At 73.2% G+C, this 16,288-nt stretch carries 14 protein-coding genes; 2 read left to right on the top strand and 12 right to left on the bottom strand.

Going from position 1 to position 16,288, the window contains the following annotated elements; genetic code table 11:
* Position 1: 1 nt before the first annotated feature.
* The 4 genes from hemC to AC559T_RS13205 form a co-directional block, all read right to left on the bottom strand.
* Entirely contained in the window at positions 2–1,066 is a 1,065-nt protein-coding gene (hemC, locus tag AC559T_RS13220; protein WP_498868885.1) for a hydroxymethylbilane synthase, read from the bottom strand.
* Complete coding sequence (locus AC559T_RS13215; RefSeq protein WP_071066482.1) at positions 1,063–2,493, bottom strand: glutamyl-tRNA reductase; 1,431 nt, start codon at positions 2,491–2,493, stop codon at positions 1,063–1,065. Before AC559T_RS13215 ends, hemC begins: the two co-directional genes overlap by 4 nt.
* A complete protein-coding gene (locus tag AC559T_RS13210) occupies positions 2,490–3,422 on the bottom strand; it encodes a redox-sensing transcriptional repressor Rex (RefSeq protein ID WP_498868884.1) in 933 nt (310 codons plus the stop codon). Before AC559T_RS13210 ends, AC559T_RS13215 begins: the two co-directional genes overlap by 4 nt.
* 221 nt (positions 3,423–3,643) lie before the next feature.
* Positions 3,644–4,129, bottom strand: a complete 486-nt coding sequence (locus AC559T_RS13205; RefSeq protein WP_083391339.1) for a glutaredoxin family protein — start codon at positions 4,127–4,129, stop codon at positions 3,644–3,646.
* 327 nt (positions 4,130–4,456) lie between these two features.
* On the opposite strand from AC559T_RS13205, the gene AC559T_RS13200 reads away from it, so the two are divergent.
* Positions 4,457–5,416, top strand: a complete 960-nt coding sequence (locus AC559T_RS13200; protein WP_498868883.1) for a sigma-70 family RNA polymerase sigma factor — start codon at positions 4,457–4,459, stop codon at positions 5,414–5,416.
* A 293-nt stretch (positions 5,417–5,709) separates the two neighbouring features.
* Complete coding sequence (locus tag AC559T_RS13195; RefSeq protein WP_020463559.1) at positions 5,710–6,594, top strand: HAD family hydrolase; 885 nt, start codon at positions 5,710–5,712, stop codon at positions 6,592–6,594.
* A gap of 47 nt (positions 6,595–6,641) precedes the next feature.
* Here the strand turns inward: AC559T_RS13195 and AC559T_RS13190 are convergent, their stop codons facing one another.
* From AC559T_RS13190 to AC559T_RS13155, 8 genes are all read right to left on the bottom strand, one after another.
* Positions 6,642–7,970: a lysophospholipid acyltransferase family protein gene (locus AC559T_RS13190; RefSeq protein WP_498868890.1), complete on the bottom strand. Its 1,329-nt coding sequence runs from the start codon at positions 7,968–7,970 to the stop codon at positions 6,642–6,644.
* 44 nt (positions 7,971–8,014) lie between these two features.
* On the bottom strand, positions 8,015–9,055 hold the full coding sequence (locus AC559T_RS13185) for an NAD-dependent epimerase/dehydratase family protein (RefSeq protein ID WP_248827507.1): 1,041 nt from the start codon (positions 9,053–9,055) through the stop codon (positions 8,015–8,017).
* Between the two features lie 201 nt (positions 9,056–9,256).
* Complete coding sequence (locus AC559T_RS13180) at positions 9,257–10,093, bottom strand: SAM hydrolase/SAM-dependent halogenase family protein (RefSeq protein WP_235013575.1); 837 nt, start codon at positions 10,091–10,093, stop codon at positions 9,257–9,259.
* A gap of 313 nt (positions 10,094–10,406) precedes the next feature.
* Positions 10,407–10,505 carry a 30S ribosomal protein bS22 gene (locus tag AC559T_RS13175; protein WP_003948845.1) on the bottom strand — a complete coding sequence of 33 codons (99 nt, stop codon included), beginning with the start codon at positions 10,503–10,505 and terminating at the stop codon, positions 10,407–10,409.
* Between the two features lie 102 nt (positions 10,506–10,607).
* Positions 10,608–11,462, bottom strand: a complete 855-nt coding sequence (proC, locus tag AC559T_RS13170; protein WP_498868882.1) for a pyrroline-5-carboxylate reductase — start codon at positions 11,460–11,462, stop codon at positions 10,608–10,610.
* 94 nt (positions 11,463–11,556) lie between these two features.
* The gene (locus AC559T_RS13165; RefSeq protein WP_498868881.1) at positions 11,557–13,989 is read right to left on the bottom strand and encodes an acyltransferase family protein; all 2,433 of its coding nucleotides are present in this window, start codon (positions 13,987–13,989) and stop codon (positions 11,557–11,559) included.
* 415 nt (positions 13,990–14,404) lie between these two features.
* Complete coding sequence (locus AC559T_RS13160; protein WP_071066487.1) at positions 14,405–15,154, bottom strand: class I SAM-dependent methyltransferase; 750 nt, start codon at positions 15,152–15,154, stop codon at positions 14,405–14,407.
* 73 nt (positions 15,155–15,227) lie between these two features.
* Positions 15,228–16,094, bottom strand: coding sequence for a sugar phosphate isomerase/epimerase family protein (locus tag AC559T_RS13155; protein ID WP_071066580.1), 867 nt, complete (start codon positions 16,092–16,094; stop codon positions 15,228–15,230).
* Between the last annotated feature and the right edge of the window lie 194 nt (positions 16,095–16,288).

Genomic DNA, 16,288 nt, shown 5'->3' with positions numbered 1-16,288 from the left:
CTCAGCTTGTTCCCATCAGCGTGTGTGCTCCGGCGGACAACAGCTCGTCCGCGAGGCGCTGCCCGAGCGCCTCCGGGTCGACGGCAGAACCGGTGAGCTCGCGCCGCAGGACCCTGCCTCCATCCGGCGCGGCGACCACCGCCCGCAGGCGGATCTCACCCACGGCGGGCGCATCGTCACCGCCCGCGACCGGGCGTGCGTCGGTACCCGGAAGCACGTGGGCCAGAGCACCTACCGGAGCGGTACAACCGGCCTCGATGCCCGCCAGGAAGGCACGCTCGGCTCGGACCGCGACGGAGGACGTTGCGTCGTCGAGCACAAACCGTAGCAGCTCCGCGAGTCCCTCATCGAAGCCCCGGCCCGCTTCTGGTCCGGTCTGGTCGTGGGCTGGTCCGCCGCCGGCCGGGGTGCGCACGCACTCGATCGCCAGCGCGCCCTGCCCGGGAGCGGGCAGCATCATCTCGGGTGAGATGATCTCGGTGACCGCGTCGAGGCGGTCGAGGCGGTCGAGGCCGGCGTGCGCGAGCACCACCGCATCCACCTCGCCGTCGATGGCCTTCTTGATCCGGGTGTCGACGTTGCCGCGGATCGGGACGACCTCGAAGCCGTGGCCGAGCGCGAGCAGCTGGGCGGCCCGCCGCGGCGACCCCGTCCCGACCCGCGCGCCCGGACCCAGCTCGCTCAGGCGCCGGCCGCTGGGCGAGACGAGGACGTCCCGGGTGTCGGCCCGGCGCGGGACGGCGGCCAGGACGAGTCCGTCCGGGGTGGCCGTCGGCAGGTCCTTGAGCGAGTGGACGGCGAGGTCGATCTCACCGGCGAGCAGGGCGTCACGCAGCGCGCTGACAAAGACGCCCGTTCCACCGATCTGGGTGATCGCCACCTGCGACTGATCACCCGCGGTAACGATCGGGACGAGTTCCACGGGCCGACTCAGCCGGGTCCGCAGCGTCTCGGCCACTTTCTCGGACTGGGCCCGCGCCAACGCGGAACGCCGGGTGCCCAGTCGCAGCGGCCGGCGCGCCAGGAGCGCGTGTGCTCGTGCCTCGGGCCCTCGGGTCACTGTCACGTTCTCTCCACCAGATCCAGATCAGGGGCGGAGACGATGGCCGGCACGTCACGCGGCAGGTCGAAGAGCTCGCGCAGGGCCTCGGCGTAGGAGTCACCGCCAGGCGCCTCGGCGAGCTGCTGGACGCGCACCGTGGGCGCGTGCAGCAGCTTGTCGACGACCCGCCGCACAGTGCCGGAGACCATGTCCCACTCACGGTTGTCAAGGTCGGGCAGGCGGGTGCGCAGCCGGTCCAGCTCGTCGCGCACCACCGCCGCCGCGTGGGCCCGCAGCGCCACCACGGTCGGGGCGACCCGCTCGGCACGCCGCCGGTCGAGGAACCCGGCCACCTCGGTGGTCACGAGGGCCCGGACGGCCTCCACGTCATGGGCCACCTGCGCCCCGTCCAGGGCGACCCGCAGGGCCTCGATGTCGATCAGGGTCACCCCGGGGAGCTCGCGCACCGCCGGGTCGATGTCGCGCGGCAGCGCGAGGTCGAGGAAGACCAGCGGCCGGGCGCCGCGGCCCGCCAGCGAGGCGCGCACCACGTCGTGGCCGACGACGAGCCCGGAGGCTCCGGTCGACGAGATCACGAGATCCGCGCGGCCGACCTCGTGGGCGATCTCGGCCAGCCCGACCGCGCGGGCGTCGTGCAGATCGGCGACCCGGGCCGCGCGGGCCGCCGTCCGGTTCGCGACGACGACGTCACCGGCGCCGGCCCGGCGCACGGTCTGGGCCGCCAGCGAACCGACCGCGCCGGCCCCGATGATCAGCACCCGGGCCCCGGCGAGCGGGGCGGGGCCCGTCACCTCGACCGGGGCCGTCAGCTCGGGGCGCAGCAGCGCCTCCACCGCGTCACCCGGGTCGCATCCGGGGGACGCGACGGGCGCGACGAGCATGTCCGGCCGGCGGGCCTGCAGGTCGAAGGCGGCCATCCGGACGCCGACCGAGACGATCGAGGCCCCCGCGGCGTCGATGGAGGTCTCGGTGTGGGCCCGCTTGCCGACCCGCAGCGCGGTCTGGAACAGGTTGGCGAGCGTGCCGCTGGTCACCTCGGCAGACTGGGCCAGCCGGAACGCGGCGCGGACCTGGCCGAGGATCTGCGTCTCGCCGACCAGCATCGAGTCGAGGCCGCAGACCACCGAGAAGAGGTGGCTGACGGCGCGGGCCTCATGGTGGACGTACAGGTGCGAGGCGAGATCGGTCAGCGGTACCCCGCACACGCGGCTCAGCTGGTCGGAGATGTCGGCCAGGCCGCCGTGGAAGGTCTCCACCTCGGCGTAGATCTCGGTGCGGTTGCAGGTGGAGAGCAGCACCGCCTCGCTGAGATGATCCGCCGCGACGAGATCGTGCAGCACCTTCGGCGCGTCGTCGGCGGAGACCGCGGCGAGCTCGAGCAGCGAGGTCGGGGCCGTCCGGTGGTTCAGGCCCACCGCGAGCAGGCTCACTCCGCCTCACCCCCGTGAGTGGCGGCCGGCATCGGCACCTCCGGCGCCTGCGCCATCCGTGCCGCCTCCGGCGCCTGCGCCGCCCGCGCCGCCCGCGACTGCCGCGCCACCGGCTGCGCCAGCGGTGAAGGCTGCGCCAAGGGTGACGGTGGCACCATCCGACGGGTCATCCGCACGACCTCACCAGCCTCGTCATCCACGAATCCGCCCGACCCCGGCTGATCGCCGACCACCACGCCCCCCGCGCCGGGGGCCCGGCCTGGCGACGGACGTTTACGCGCTTCGTGAAAGGAGAGAATCTGCAGTTCCAGGGCAAGGTCGACCTTACGCACATCCACTCCCTCGGGCACCGAAAGCACCGTGGGGGCGAAGTTCAGGATGCTGGTCACGCCCGCTGCCACGAGGCGGTCGCAGACGCTCTGCGCCGCGGCCGCCGGCGTGGAGATCACGCCGATGGTCACCTGGCAGTCCTCGATGACCGCCTCCAGCTCGTCGACCGGGCGAACGACGACCTCACCGACCCGCTCACCCACCCTGGACGGATCGGCGTCCACCAATGCCGCGATGCGGAACCCTCGGGCATGGAAGCCGCCGTATCCGGCAAGTGCATGCCCGAGGTTACCCACGCCAACGAGGACGACCGAGCGGTCTTCGGTCAGGCCGAGCTCGGCCGATATGCACTCAAGGAGCACACCCACGTCGTACCCGACTCCGCGCGTGCCGTACGAGCCGAGCTGGGAGAGGTCCTTGCGTACCTTCGCCGACGTCACGCCGGCGGTCGCGGCGAGCGTGTCCGAGGACACCGTGTGCACGCCGCGCTCGCCGAGCGCCGTCAGCACACGGAGGTAGAGGGGCAACCTGGCCACTGTCGCCTCGGGCACCGGCGACCGCCCCGGTACCCGCCCGGCACCCCGCCGAGGTTGACCCATCCGCGGCTCCCGACGTTGCTCGACAGTGCGGGCCGGCGGCACTACCGCCCGATGCCGACCTCTGGGCCGGTCCTGATTCCGACCTCGAAGCCGGCCTCAACGGCGGCCGCGAAGCCGGCCCGGAGGCCGGTGCGGGCCGAACGGGCGCGCCCGACCCGGCGGTCACCGCGACCGACGACCGCATCTGCGGACCCGTCGAGTCTACGACTTCGTGAAGGGATTCACGAAGTTCCCGATGCGGGGCTCCTGCCGGACCGGCCTGAGCCACCGGACCTGCCGGTCAGCCAGGACCACCGGTCGCCGGCGAGCGCGCGCCGCAGCCGCTGCTCCTCCACCCGCCAGTAGCCGTGCTCCCGGCCGTCGACCAGGATCACCGGGACCCGGTCGCCGTAGGTGTCCGCCGTGCGCGGGTCGGCGTCGACGTCGAGCTCCCGCCAGCCGGCCCCGACATCGGCGCTCACCCGCTCGATCACCTGGCGCGCGTCGTCGCACAGGTGGCAGCCCACCCGGGTGAGCAGGGTGATCCGGACGCCGGGCACCTCGCCCCCGGCGGCGCCGTCACCGGCGGCACGACTACCGGCGGCACCGTCACCGGCGGGGCTGTCGGCGGTGACGTGGTCACCGGCGACATGCGCGGGAGTCGATGTGGCCCCTTGGGGGCCCTGTTCGCGGTTGGGCCCGGACGTCCCGGCGGCGACCTCGGTCATCTCATCGACGATAGTCCCCCGCCACAGCAGGGATACCGCCCCTGCGAGGCCGCCCCGACGGTCGCCGGTAACCGGGCTCACGGTACGGTTCCCGGTCCCCACCGTCAGCCAACCGGCTACAGCCAGCTACTCGGCGACTATGGTGGAGTCGTTGTCCGACCATCCTCCGTACCGCGGCCGGCACCGAAGTACTACGCGCCACCACGCCAACACACCAGGTAACCGCGACACGACGGCAGGTCACCAGAGCACCACGGCAGTGACCCGGCCCCGCCCCTCGCCCGCGAAGATCGCGACCGCCCGCGACGTCCATGTTCGGGAGCCCGCATGCGCCTGCCCGCGGCACCGGCCACCCTGCCCGCGGGACCGGCGGCGCCACGGTGGACACTCGCCCCGGCCGCGGCGCGGTCGACCTTCGCCCCGGCGGCGGCGCGCCGGGGCCTCACTCCGGCCGCGGCGCGGTGGGCTCCTGCCGCGGCGGCGCCGTCCCAGTTCGACGACCCGCTGGCCGTCGGCGTCGCCACCCTGCGCGCGGAGATCGCCCGCGCCCGCCGGGCAGGGCTGCTCGGCGTGCTCCCGGTGCTGCTGGGCGCCGCGATGGCCACCGCCCGGACGGCGACCGCTCACTCCATCCGGGTCGAGCCGGTCGGGCCGCACACGGAGGACATCCGTCCCTTCACCGACGGTCCCGCGGACGGTCTGGGCATGCCCGACCCGCGCAGGGACGCCGATCTCGTCGGTCGGGCGATCCGCGGGGAGCGGGAGGCCTTCGGCCTCATCTACGACCGGTACGCCGAGTTCCTCTACCGCTACGCCTACTACCGCGTCGGCGGCAACCGCGCGGTGGCCGAGGACGTGGTCTCCGAGACGTTCCTACGGGCGCTGACCCGGATCTCGACCTTCGAGTGGCAGGGCCGCGACATCGGGGCCTGGCTGGTCACCATCGCCCGCAACCACATCGTGGACCTCGCCCGCTCGGGCCGGGCCCGGCTGGAGTTCCCGACCGCCGACCTGCTCGCGGCCGCGGACGGCCACCCGGGCGCGGGCGCCGCCGTTCCCGGCCCGGAGGACGCGGTGCTGGCCGCGCTGGACATCCGCGAGGTGCTCGAGGCGCTGGGAACACTCGGGCCGGAGCAGCGGGAGTGCGTGACGCTGCGGTTCCTCGAGGGGCTGTCCGTCCGGGAGACCGCGCGGGCGATGAACAAGAAGGAGGGCGCGGTGCGTGCGCTGCAGCTACGGGCCGTGCGGACGCTGGCCCGACATCTGCCCACGGCGCGCACCGACTGACCAGCCACATCGGCTGACCAGCCACATCGGCTGACCATTCGCACCAGCTGAGACCATTCGCGTCGACTGACTGTTCGCATCGACTGACTGTTCGCATCGACTGACTGTTCGCGCCGACTGACCGCGGATGGCCCACCATGCGGTCCCGGCGGCGCCACGGGTCGTAGGCTGACCACACGGCGCGGCACTCGACGCGGCCGGGCAACCAGATTCGCTCCGGATGTCGGCGGGCGTGGCCAGGACCGGGCCGGTCGGCCACCGGCGACGGCGACCGGACCGGCACGGAGATGACCATGAGAGTGCGACGACGCAAGGATCACCTGGGTGGCCGCGAGGCCGCGGAGGCGGCGGCGACGGCCGCGCTGAAGGTGGCTGCCGAGGAAGTGGCCAAGGCCCCGCCGGACGAGTCCGCCGCTGCCTTCTTCGACGTCGACAACACGATGATGGCCGGCGCGTCCATCTTCTACTTCGCCCGCGGGCTGGCCGCCCGCGACTTCTTCGACTCCCGTGACCTGCTGAAGTTCGGCTGGCAGCACGTCAGCTACCGGCTGCGCGGCCTGGAGGACCCGAACGGGATGCGGGACGCCCGGGAGGCGGCCCTGGCGTTCGTCGCCGGACGCAGCGTGACGGACATCGTCCGTTACGGCGAGGAGATCTACGACGAGCGGATGGCCCAGCAGATCTACTCGGGCACCCACGCCCTGGCCCAGCAGCACCTCGACGCCGGGCAGCGGGTCTGGCTGGTCACCGCCACCCCGGTGGAACTCGCCTCGATCATCGCCCGCCGGCTGAGCCTCACCGGCGCGCTGGGTACCGTCAGCGAGGTGGCGGACGGCAAGTACACCGGGCACCTCGTCGGGGAGCCGCTACACGGGCCGGCCAAGGGCGCGGCCGTGCAGGCGCTGGCCGAACGGGAGGGCCTCGACCTGTCCCGCTGCTGGGCCTACTCCGACTCGGTGAACGACCTGCCGATGCTCTCCCTCGTCGGCCATCCCGTGGCCATCAACCCGGACCCGGACCTGCGCGCCGTCGCCAAGGAGCGCGGCTGGCTGATCAAGGACTTCCGGACGGCACGCAAGGCAGCCAAGATCGGCATTCCGACGGCCGCCGGGATCGGTGCCCTCGGCGGCGGCGTCGCTGCCGGCATGGCGCTGCGCCGCCGCTACGGCGGAACCTGACGGTCAGGATGACGCGGGCCCGACGGAGGCCCGTCGGGCCGCGGCGATCAGAAGAACACCGAGCGGCGCTGCATCAGCAGGCCGTACAGCGTGTGCTGGATCGTCTCGCGGATGCGGTCGGTGAGCTCGAAGACGAGCATCGGGTCCTCGGCCGCGGCCTGCGTGTACTCGGTGGTGTCCACCGGCTCACCGAACTCAATGATCCACTTGCTCGGCAGCGGGACGAGCCCCAGCAGCCCCAGCCAGGGGAAGGTCGGCGTGATCGGGAGGTAGGGCAGCCCCAGCAGCCGCGCCAGCGTCCTGGCGTTGCCGACCATCGGGTAGATCTCCTCGGCGCCCACGACCGTGCACGGGACGATCGGCACCCCGGTGCGCAGCGCCGCGGAGACGAACCCGCCGCGACCGAACCGCTGGAGCTTGTAGCGGTCGCTGAACGGCTTGCCGATGCCCTTGAAGCCCTCCGGCCACACCCCGACCAGATGCCCCGCTCCCAGCAGACGCTCGGCGTCCGCCTGGCAGGCGAGGGTGTTGCCGGTCTTGCGGGCCAACGGCGCGAGGAACGGCAGGGCGAACACCAGGTCCGCGGCCAGCATCCGCAGGTGACGGTGGGCCGGGTGGTGGTCGAGAATCGCCAGGGCGGTCATCAGCGCGTCGAGGGGTACCGTCCCCGAGTGGTTCGAGACGACGAGCGCCCCGCCCTTGTCCGGAATGTTCTCCAGGCCCCGGGTCTCGACCCGGAAATAGCTCCGGTAGATCGGGCGTAGCAGCGGCGCCACGATGTGCTCGGTCAGGTCGGGGTCGAAGCCGTGCTCGTCCACCGTGTAGTCCCCGGTGATGCGGCGCCGCAGGAAGGCGAGCAGCTCGGCGAGCACCCGCTCCAGCTCACCGGCGTCCGCGACCGGCTCGGCCGGTGGCCCGACCGCCTCGCCACCAGGATCCGCGCCGCTACCAGGGCCCGCCTTGCCGCCAGGGGCGGTGCCGGTGCCGGCACCGGCACTGCCCGGACCGCCCGCATCACGTGAACGGTCGGCACCGTCGGCACTGTCGGCACCGCGAGAACGGCCGGCGGCGTCAGCACCGCCTGGATGGTCGGCGCCGTTCGGGCCGCTCGAGCCGTTCAGAGCACCGGCACCTTCCCGGCCGGGGAGGGCGGCCAGGTCATCGAGGCCGTCGAGGCCCGCCCGTGTTCCGGGCTCGCGCTGGCTGCCGGTGCCGGCCCGGCTGGAACCGGATCGTCCGGAACCAGGCCGGACCGTCCGACTCGCGGCGCCGGTCGCGCGCGCGCTCGTCCCGTTGGGCGAGCGCCTGGTCCCCTCGGGTCGCGGCGGCGGCGGACCGGCCGCCCCCCGGGGACCGGCGCGTCCATCCGGTGGCATCGGCACGTCGGCCCCTCTCCGCGAGCTGGTGTCCCGCTCGCCCATCAGGACGTGCCGAGCAGCCGGCGTCGGGCGAGCACGCCCTGAAGGCCGTGCTCCACCCGCGAGACCAGCTCGTGGTCGATGGTGAACCGCAGTCCGCGGTCCTGGACGAAACTGTCGAACGTCGCGACGGTCGTGTACTGAGGAACGTATCCGAACACCTCTTTGAGCTTGGTGGTGTCCACCGCGCGCCCGTGCGCGAGGAACCCGAGCTGCTCGGAGGAGAAGTCGACGAGCCGCAGCCGGCGGGCGATGTTGCCCAACGACCCGATCGCGGGGAAGGGCACCGGCAGCGCCGGCCGCCCGGCCCGCCGGATCGCCTGCGAGAGCAGGAGCACGCCGTCCCCGGCCACATTGAAGGTGCCGGCGTGGGTCTCCCGGGTGGCCTTCAGGAGTACCGCCATCGCGTCGTCGGAGTGCAGCAGCTGAATCCGTGGGTCGAAGCCGAGGACCGTCGGGACCAGCGGAAGGTCGAGGTACCGCGCGAGCGGGCTGTCCACTCGCGGGCCGAGCACGTTCGCCAGGCGCAGCACCGTCACCGCGATGTCGGGGCGCCTCCGGCCGAAGCCTCGGACGTACCCCTCGACCTCGACGGCATCCTTGGCGTAACCGCCGCCGGGAAGGCCGCGCGGTTCCATCTCCTCGGTGAACAGCGCGGGGTCGCGCGGCGACGAACCGTAGATCGACGTCGTCGACTTCACCACCAGTTTCTTCACCCCGGGGGTCTTCTGGCAGGCGGCGAGGAGCTGCATCGTCCCGATGACGTTGATCTCCTTCATCGCCGTGCGCCCGCCGGCGCCGAGCGGCGTGGCGAGCACACTCAGATGCAGGACGGTGTCGATGGCGGCGGTGGAGATGACCTTCGCGATCAGCGGGTTTCGGATGTCCACCCGAACGAACTGGGTCCGGCCGAGATCCGCCGTCGGGGCGATGGTGTCGACCCCGACCACGTCGACGATCTCGGGGTCGGCGGCGAGTGCGGCCGCGACCTCGGCGCCCAGCGGACGCGACACTCCTGTCACAAGCACGCGACGTGGCCTCATGGTCGCCTCCCCGGCATGACCTACCGACTCGGCCAGCGGCCGGCCTCGCGGGGTCATCGTACGCCGCGCACCACCCTCATCGCTGCGTAGCGTCACATCAAGGCGCACGGAAAGCTACGGAGAGTAGCAAGACTACGGTCGGGCGACGCACGACACGGGATGCCAGTCGTGTCAGACCCGCTCGCGCACCACGCTCCGACGTCAGGCGAGCCCACGCACCGCGCTCACCGGGATCCGGGCGCCGTCCCGGGGGACCTGGGCGACGACGACGGCGTCGCCGCGCCGCAGGCGCAGCACCTCGGCCGCCCGGCCGCAGTTCACCGCGATCATGACCTGGCGCAGCGCGTCCTCGCAGAGCGCGATCTCGCCGGGCGGGACCTCGCCGTAGGTGTGCGCGAAGGGCATGGTGAGCAGCCGACCGTCGGCGCGCACCTCCACCCTGTCCCCGAGCAGGATGCCGGCGGCCTCGAGCTCGGCCCTGGTCATGTTCAACGAGAGGTTCCCGAAGTGGTCCACCGAGAGCACCTCGCCGTGGACGTGGTCGTCGTCCACGTGGCACACCCGTGGCTCCACGACGACCAGCTCCCCCGGGTCGATCCTGGGGCCGACGTCGGCCGGAGGCAGGCCCGTCGCGAGCCGCGCCACGACCGGCGCGTAGACGTCACGGCCACGGAAGACAGCGGTGGGCAGCGGGAGCCAGAGGTCCGGGTTGGAGATCTCGTAGGCCTCCTCGACGCCGCCCAGGGCCTCCCAGCCCAGCGAGGCGACGCCGTTGTCCGGGGCGACGAACGTCGATCCGTCCGCGGCGCGGGCGACGACACCGCGGGTGTAGCCGCTGGCGTCGAGCTGCTCGACGACCACGAGGTGGATTCCCCTCGGCAGGTAGCCGACCGCGCCGACCAGCGTCACGGCCGCCTGGCCGATGTCCTGCGGCGCAATCGAGTGGCACAGGTCGATGACCCGGGCGTCCGGCGCGTGCCGGGCGATGATCCCGTGACAGACGCCGACGCAGGCGCCGTCCACTCCGTAGTCGGACATGAATGTGATCCACGCGCTGCCCATGTGACCCCCTGTGCCCGGACGGCGTCGTTGCCGACCTTGCAACCAGCCTGCCATACGGTCACCAGGACCGCATGGACGAGCACACAGCGCGAAACAGGTCTGTTACTCGGCTGTCCGGGCCGGGACAGCGGCCGCAACGGGCCGACGTGAGCGGGCCTGACCGCGGGAACCGTGGCTTGACGATGGGAACCGTGGCAGCCGGAAGGGACCCGCCGACGACGCGGCGGCACGTCCGGGATCCGCGCCCCTTGTGATCCGTGCCGCCCCGGCGTCCGCCGGCCCGCCGCCGCTACTTCTTGTTACGGCGCTGGACTCGCGTCCGCTTGAGCAGCTTGCGGTGCTTCTTCTTGGCCATACGCTTGCGACGCTTCTTGATTACGGAACCCACGTACCCGACCGATCTGTTGACGAGGTTTTTCCGAGCGAGCCTACCCGCCGGAACCCCCCGGCAAGACGACCGGTGCGGATCCCGGCCGGTGCCGGGACGGCGCTAGGACGCGCCGAGTTCCCGGGAACGCGCCCACGCCGCCTCGACCGCGTCGAGGACGGCCGCCCGTACCCCGCCGCGGTCGAGCTGCCGCAGCGCGGCCACGGTCGTCCCGCCAGGCGAGGTGACCGCCTCCCGCAGCAGCGACGGGTGCTCGCCCGCGGCCCCACCCGCGCCATCCGAGTCACCCGGGTCGCCGGCGCCGGGGTCGCGCAGCATGCGCGCGGATCCGGCGGCGGTCTGCACGACGAGCTCGGCCGCCAGCGCGCGCGGCAGGCCCAGCAGCACACCGCCCTCGATCATCGCCTCGATCAGGTAGAAGAAATAGGCCGGGCCGCTGCCCGACAGGGCCGTGACCGCGTCAAGCTGGGTCTCCGTCACCCGGACGACGCGACCGACCGGGCGGAGCATCTCCTCGACCGCGGCGACATGCTCGTCGCCGGCACCCGGCCCGGCGCACACCGCGGACATCGCCTCGCCGACGAGCAGCGGCGTGTTCGTCATCGCCCGCACGACGGGGGTGCCCGGTGCCAGCCGCTCGGCGACGAACGCCGAGGTGATCCCGGCCGCCACCGAGACGACCAGCGTCCCGGGCGCGACGTGCGGAGCGAGCTGGGCGAGGACCGTGCCCATGTCCTGCGGCTTGGTCGCCAGGACGACGACACCGGCCTTCGCCGCCGCGGCGGCGGGATCCACCACCTCGACGCCGTACCGCCGGGTGATCTCGGCGGCCCGGCCCGGGTCGCGCTCGGCCGCGACGACCTCGGACGGCGTCCGCCCCGCCCGCAGCAGCCCGGACATCAGGGCGCCGCCGAGCCGGCCGGCCCCGACGATCGCGACAACGCTCGAACCCACCACCGAACACTTCCCTTCGCTCCGGTGCCCACCGCATCCGACGGCGACCACGCCGATGAAGGTTATGACCCGGGCTGCTCGGGACGTCCCATCGCTCTCACCAGTCGCGCCCCGCGCCCGGGACCGGGCCGAAAAGCGGGTCGGGCTCGGCGGGCTCGCGCCCGGCGCGCGGATCCCGGACGGGCTCGAGCACGTGGTCCCCGGCGTGGTCGGCGGGGCCGTGCCCGGCTCCGTCGAGACGGTCGAGGCCCTGGTCACGCCCGGGACCCCTGCTCTCCCCGGGCCCCCGCCCGTATGCCGGGCCGTGGCCGTGGGCAGGGCCGTGACCGTTCCCCGGGCCGTGGCCGTACGCCGGCGCATGACTGGGCCCCGGCACGTGACCGTGGCCCGGCACGTGACCCAGGGCCTGGCCGTGGGCGGGGCTGTGCGCAGGGCTGTGGCCGTACGCGGGCGCGTGGCCGGGTGCCGGGCCGGGCCGGTGGCCGGCCGGATGGGCGACCCCGGGCAGGCGGCCGGGGTCGGCGGGATCGGCCGGACGGCCGGGCCGGTCGCGACCGGCCCGCGGGCCGGTCCCGTGGGCAGGGGGCGCGCCGGGGTCGAACGTCGAGGGAAGGTGGAGGTTCATGGTGTCGCCGCCCATCGACGCCGCCGGCCCCCGCCGGGGAGCGCCCATGGCCGGGCCAGCGTCCGCGGCCGATCCGGGGCCGCGGTTGAGGGCCGGGTAGGCCGCCCAGTCCGGGATGGGGGTCGGCTCGAACCCACCGGCGTGCGTAGCGCCCACCGCCGGCCCGTGTTCGTACACGGGTGGCCCGTCGGCGCGGTCGTAGACCACCTCGCCGGCCCGGGGCCCGTTCGGGCGCGGAACGGCCGGCATCGGCTGCGAATCCGGATCGCGGGAGTAGCCGGACCGGGCCGGCCCGTGCCCGGCCGGGCCGCCGCGGCCCGGGTAACCCTCGTCCACCCAGTCGACGTCGCCGTCCGACCAGTCTCCCGGCCGAGGCGGGGCGCCGGCCCGGCCACCGCGTCCGTCCGCCTGCTCGGCGTCGGCGGCGCTCGTGCCGACACCGGCGAGCACCGGCTCCAGCTCGGGCAGCTCCGGCAGCTCGGACAGGTCCGGCTCCCGCGGCTCCCGCGGGCCGGCCTTGGCCGGCACCTGGGCGGGGGCCCCCGCCGGGCCCGCGGCGGCGGCGGGGCGGGCCGGGCCACGCGGGGTGTCCGCCCACTTCGGCCGGCGCGCGATGATGGGCTTCTCGATGAAGCGGTTCGAGAAGTAGGCCGTGATCGTGGTGCAGACTGCGGCGACGACCACCGACGGCCAGAGCCCGATCCGCGGCACGAGCTGGCCGGCGGCGGCCGAGATGAACGGGTAGTGCCACAGGTAGATGCTGTAGGTGATCTTTCCGGTCCAGGCCATCTTCGGCGAGCCGAGCAGCCGCACCCACCGGGCGTCCCGGTTGACGTCGGCGCCGATGATCAGCAGCGCGCCCAGGGCCGCGCTCGGCACGTAGGCCCCGTAGTCGATCCAGTTCGCTTCCGGGAGGTCCTTGTTCGGCCCGAGGAAGGCCAGCAGGAACAGCACGATGCCGGCGGGAAGGCCGAGGGCGGCCAGTCGCCGTCCGCTCGTCCAGCGTTCGACGGCGGCGGCGGTCGCCGCGGAGTGAGCTCCGGTCGAGGCCTTCTTACCGTCGCCCTTCCCGCCGCCGTCCTTCCTGTCCCCGTCCTTCTTGTCGCGGACCACCGGGGTCGCCAGCGCGCGCAGCCGGTTGTCCCGCCAGACCGCGACGAGGCAGCCGATGAGCAGCGGGGCGATGTGGGTGTCGGGCGCGAGGTAGACCCGGCTGCGCGGGGCCCCGTTGGCGGCCATCATGTACGTCCAGCCCATGATCAGGCCGATCGAGGCGATCAGGAACGTCAACAGGTACGGGCGCAGCCGCGCGGAGCGGACGAAGAGCAGGAAGACCCACGGCCAGACCAGGTAGAACTGCTCCTCCATCGACAACGACCAGACGTGGGCCAGCCAGCGCCCGCCGCCCAGCGGGTTCTCGACCTTGTACCAGTTGTTGACGTTGAGGAACGTCGAGAGGGCGCTCTTGATGTAGTCGTCGCGGTATGGGATGTCATCCCACTTGAAGGCGACCGTGATGGCCAGGCCGAGCAGAAGATAGACCCACATCACCGGCATCAGCTTGTACGCGCGCCGGACGAGGAAGCGCCCGATCGAGACGGTGCCCGTGCGGGCCTGCTCGGCCAGCAGCAGGGTCGTGATCAGGAACCCGCTGAGCACGCAGAACATGTCGACGGCCACGTTGCTGGCGTGGATGGCGCCCATGTGACCGGCGAGGATGATGTAGATGCAGATCACGCGCAGACCGTCGAGCGCCGGGTTGTAGGCGAACTTCGCCGCCGCCGTCGCCTCCGCGTCGGTGGGCTGCCGGGTCTCGGCTGGCCCGGCCGGCGGGCGCGGGGTGGGCTTCGCCCGCCTGGCCGCCCCCGGCGGGCCGTCGGTCATCGGAAGCGAACCGGCTCTCACGATCGTGCGTCCCCTCCTCCAGCCAGGGACGCACGTGGCGACCGGGTGTGAGCACCCGGCAGACCCCTGGACCGCCGTCCGGCCGCGGGCCGCCCCGCCGTGCCCGACCCCCGCCGTGCCCGACCCCCGCCGACCAGGATCAAGACCGGCGCGCCCGGCCATGCGACGACACGGGCGAGTCGGTCAGAACCCCACGAACGCGCACGACGATAGCGGAAGCCCCTTATCAGACTTCCAGTCGCATACTCCTGACACGTTTCTAAAGGATCCGAAAGGAGTTGGACGATTACGAGAGGTATCCACCAACGGCCCGACCGCCCGGCGTCAAGGGAGCATCACGGCGCCGCTACCTGCGCGAAGGCACCTCGCGAACATCACCGGCGGATCCGCGCCGGCATCACGATCGGTCGGTGGTTCAGGGGACGCGCGCGACAACCAGCATCGTCCGGAACGGCTCGATGATCCGACCGTCGGGGAACGAGCGCAGCAGAGAGCGGCGCTCAGCCGCGAGGAAGTCCTCGAGCCGGTCACCGATCGCGGCGACGTACGACTTCGAGCACAGCCACGTCTCGTAGAGGTCGATGTCCAGCTCCCGGTGCCACCGGCAGGTCACCGTAGCCACCTCGGCGAACAGCCCCGTCCAACGCAGCTCGTCGGCGAACGGCCGGTTGCGGTACTCCCTGGTGTAGCCGGGGCTCATCGCCTCGAGGCGGTCCTGCTGGCGCTGGTACCAGTGGAAGTCGTCGGCGTCGACGTCATTCCACCACGCGGCGAGCGCTCCGCCGGGGCGAAGCACCCGGGCCGCCTCCGCCGCCGCCACCGGCACCCGCACCCAGTGCCAGGCCTGGGCGTAGGTGACCAGGTCCGCCGACGCGCTCCGGAGCGGTAGCGCCTCCCCGTCGCCCCGCACGACGGGCAGGTCCGGGGTCCGCCGCCGCAGCCGGTCGAGCATCACCGGGCCCAGCTCGACAGGCAGGACGGAGGCACCCCGGGAGATCATGGCCCTGGTGGCGATCCCCGTACCCGCGCCCACGTCGACCACGCCGGCGCCGGCGACGGGCCGGTCGGCGAGCAGTTCCAGATCGGCGAAAAGCTGGTCCGGGTAGCCCGGCCGGGCCTGGTCGTACGCGTCGGCCAACGGGTCGAAGAGTGATCCAGGGGACACGCCCCGATAGTGGCCCCTACGCGGCAACTCCGCCACTGACAGTGGCTTACCCCACCGGACGGTAAGGCCCTTGTCAGGGAACCGGGACGACTCCGGCCGGAGCGGCGAGGTTGAGCCGGGTGAAGGCCAGCGCCTCGGCGAGGTCGGCCTCACGCTGGTCGCGCGACTCCGCGCGCCTGGTGTTGATCTCGACGACGACCGTGCCGTCGAACCCGTTCGCCGCGAGGCGCTCCAGCAGCTCGGCGCAGGGCTGCGTGCCGCGGCCGGGCACCAGGTGCTCGTCCTTCGCCAGCCCCGTGCCGTCCGCCATGTGGATGTGCGCGAGCCGGTCACCGAGCTCGTCCGCCATCAGCAGCGCATCCGACCGGGAGACGCTGGTGTGGGAGAGATCCAGCGTGACGTGCCGGTAGCCGTCGTCGATCGGCGACCAGTCGGGGGCGTAGGCCGAGACCTCCCGGCCCCGGGCGCGCAGCGGGAACATGTTCTCCACCGCGAAGCGGACGTCCGTCTCGCCGGCCATCCGGTGGATGCCGGCGACGAACTCGCGGGCGTAGTCGCGCTGCCACCGGAACGGTGGATGAACGACGACCGTGGGCGCCTCGAGGGTCTCCGCCACCGCCCGCGCGCGCTCGAGTTTCGCCCACGGGTCCGTCCCCCACACCCGCTGCGTCAGCAGCAGGCACGGCGCGTGCACGGCCAGGATGGGGATGCCGTGGTAGTCACGGAGCCGGCGCAGTGCCTGCGGGTCCTGGCTGACCGGGTCCGTCCAGACCATGATCTCGACGCCGTCGTAGCCGAGCCGCGCCGCCATCTCGAAGGCGGTCGCCGTCGACTCCGGGTAGGTGGAGGCCGTGGAGAGTGCCACCAGCCCACCGCCCACCGGCTGGAACCCGGCGGCGGGTGGGCCGGCCGGCGCCCCGAGCCGCGGGGTGACGACCATGCCGGACGGCGAGGACCCCGCCGGCGGCGGCGCCGGCGCCACCGGCCGCCTCCTGGCACCGCGTTGCTGCACTTCGGCTCCCGTATCAGGATCTCGGCGGCCGAACGGCCGGACGCCTGTTGTGACCGGACCCGTCCCGGACCGGTGAGGAACCGGCCCCGTCATCCAGGCTAGGCCATACCCGGCGTGCCGCC

Origin of the sequence: Frankia sp. Hr75.2 (genome assembly GCF_949319125.1) — a bacterium.
Classification (GTDB): domain Bacteria; phylum Actinomycetota; class Actinomycetes; order Frankiales; family Frankiaceae; genus Parafrankia; species Parafrankia soli.
Note: the sequence above shows the minus strand (reverse complement) of the source record. Positions and strands in the feature narration are given on the sequence as shown.

Excerpts from the sequence above, each read along its gene's own strand:
- AC559T_RS13210 (WP_498868884.1), bottom strand. The coding sequence starts at position 3,422 with ATGGGTCAACCTCGGCGGGGTGCCGGGCGGGTACCGGGGCGGTCGCCG.
- AC559T_RS13205 (WP_083391339.1), bottom strand. The coding sequence starts at position 4,129 with ATGACCGAGGTCGCCGCCGGGACGTCCGGGCCCAACCGCGAACAGGGC.
- AC559T_RS13200 (WP_498868883.1), top strand. The coding sequence starts at position 4,457 with ATGCGCCTGCCCGCGGCACCGGCCACCCTGCCCGCGGGACCGGCGGCG.
- AC559T_RS13195 (WP_020463559.1), top strand. The coding sequence starts at position 5,710 with ATGAGAGTGCGACGACGCAAGGATCACCTGGGTGGCCGCGAGGCCGCG.
- AC559T_RS13190 (WP_498868890.1), bottom strand. The coding sequence starts at position 7,970 with ATGCCACCGGATGGACGCGCCGGTCCCCGGGGGGCGGCCGGTCCGCCG.
- AC559T_RS13185 (WP_248827507.1), bottom strand. The coding sequence starts at position 9,055 with ATGAGGCCACGTCGCGTGCTTGTGACAGGAGTGTCGCGTCCGCTGGGC.
- AC559T_RS13180 (WP_235013575.1), bottom strand. The coding sequence starts at position 10,093 with ATGTCCGACTACGGAGTGGACGGCGCCTGCGTCGGCGTCTGTCACGGG.
- AC559T_RS13155 (WP_071066580.1), bottom strand. The coding sequence starts at position 16,094 with ATGGTCGTCACCCCGCGGCTCGGGGCGCCGGCCGGCCCACCCGCCGCC.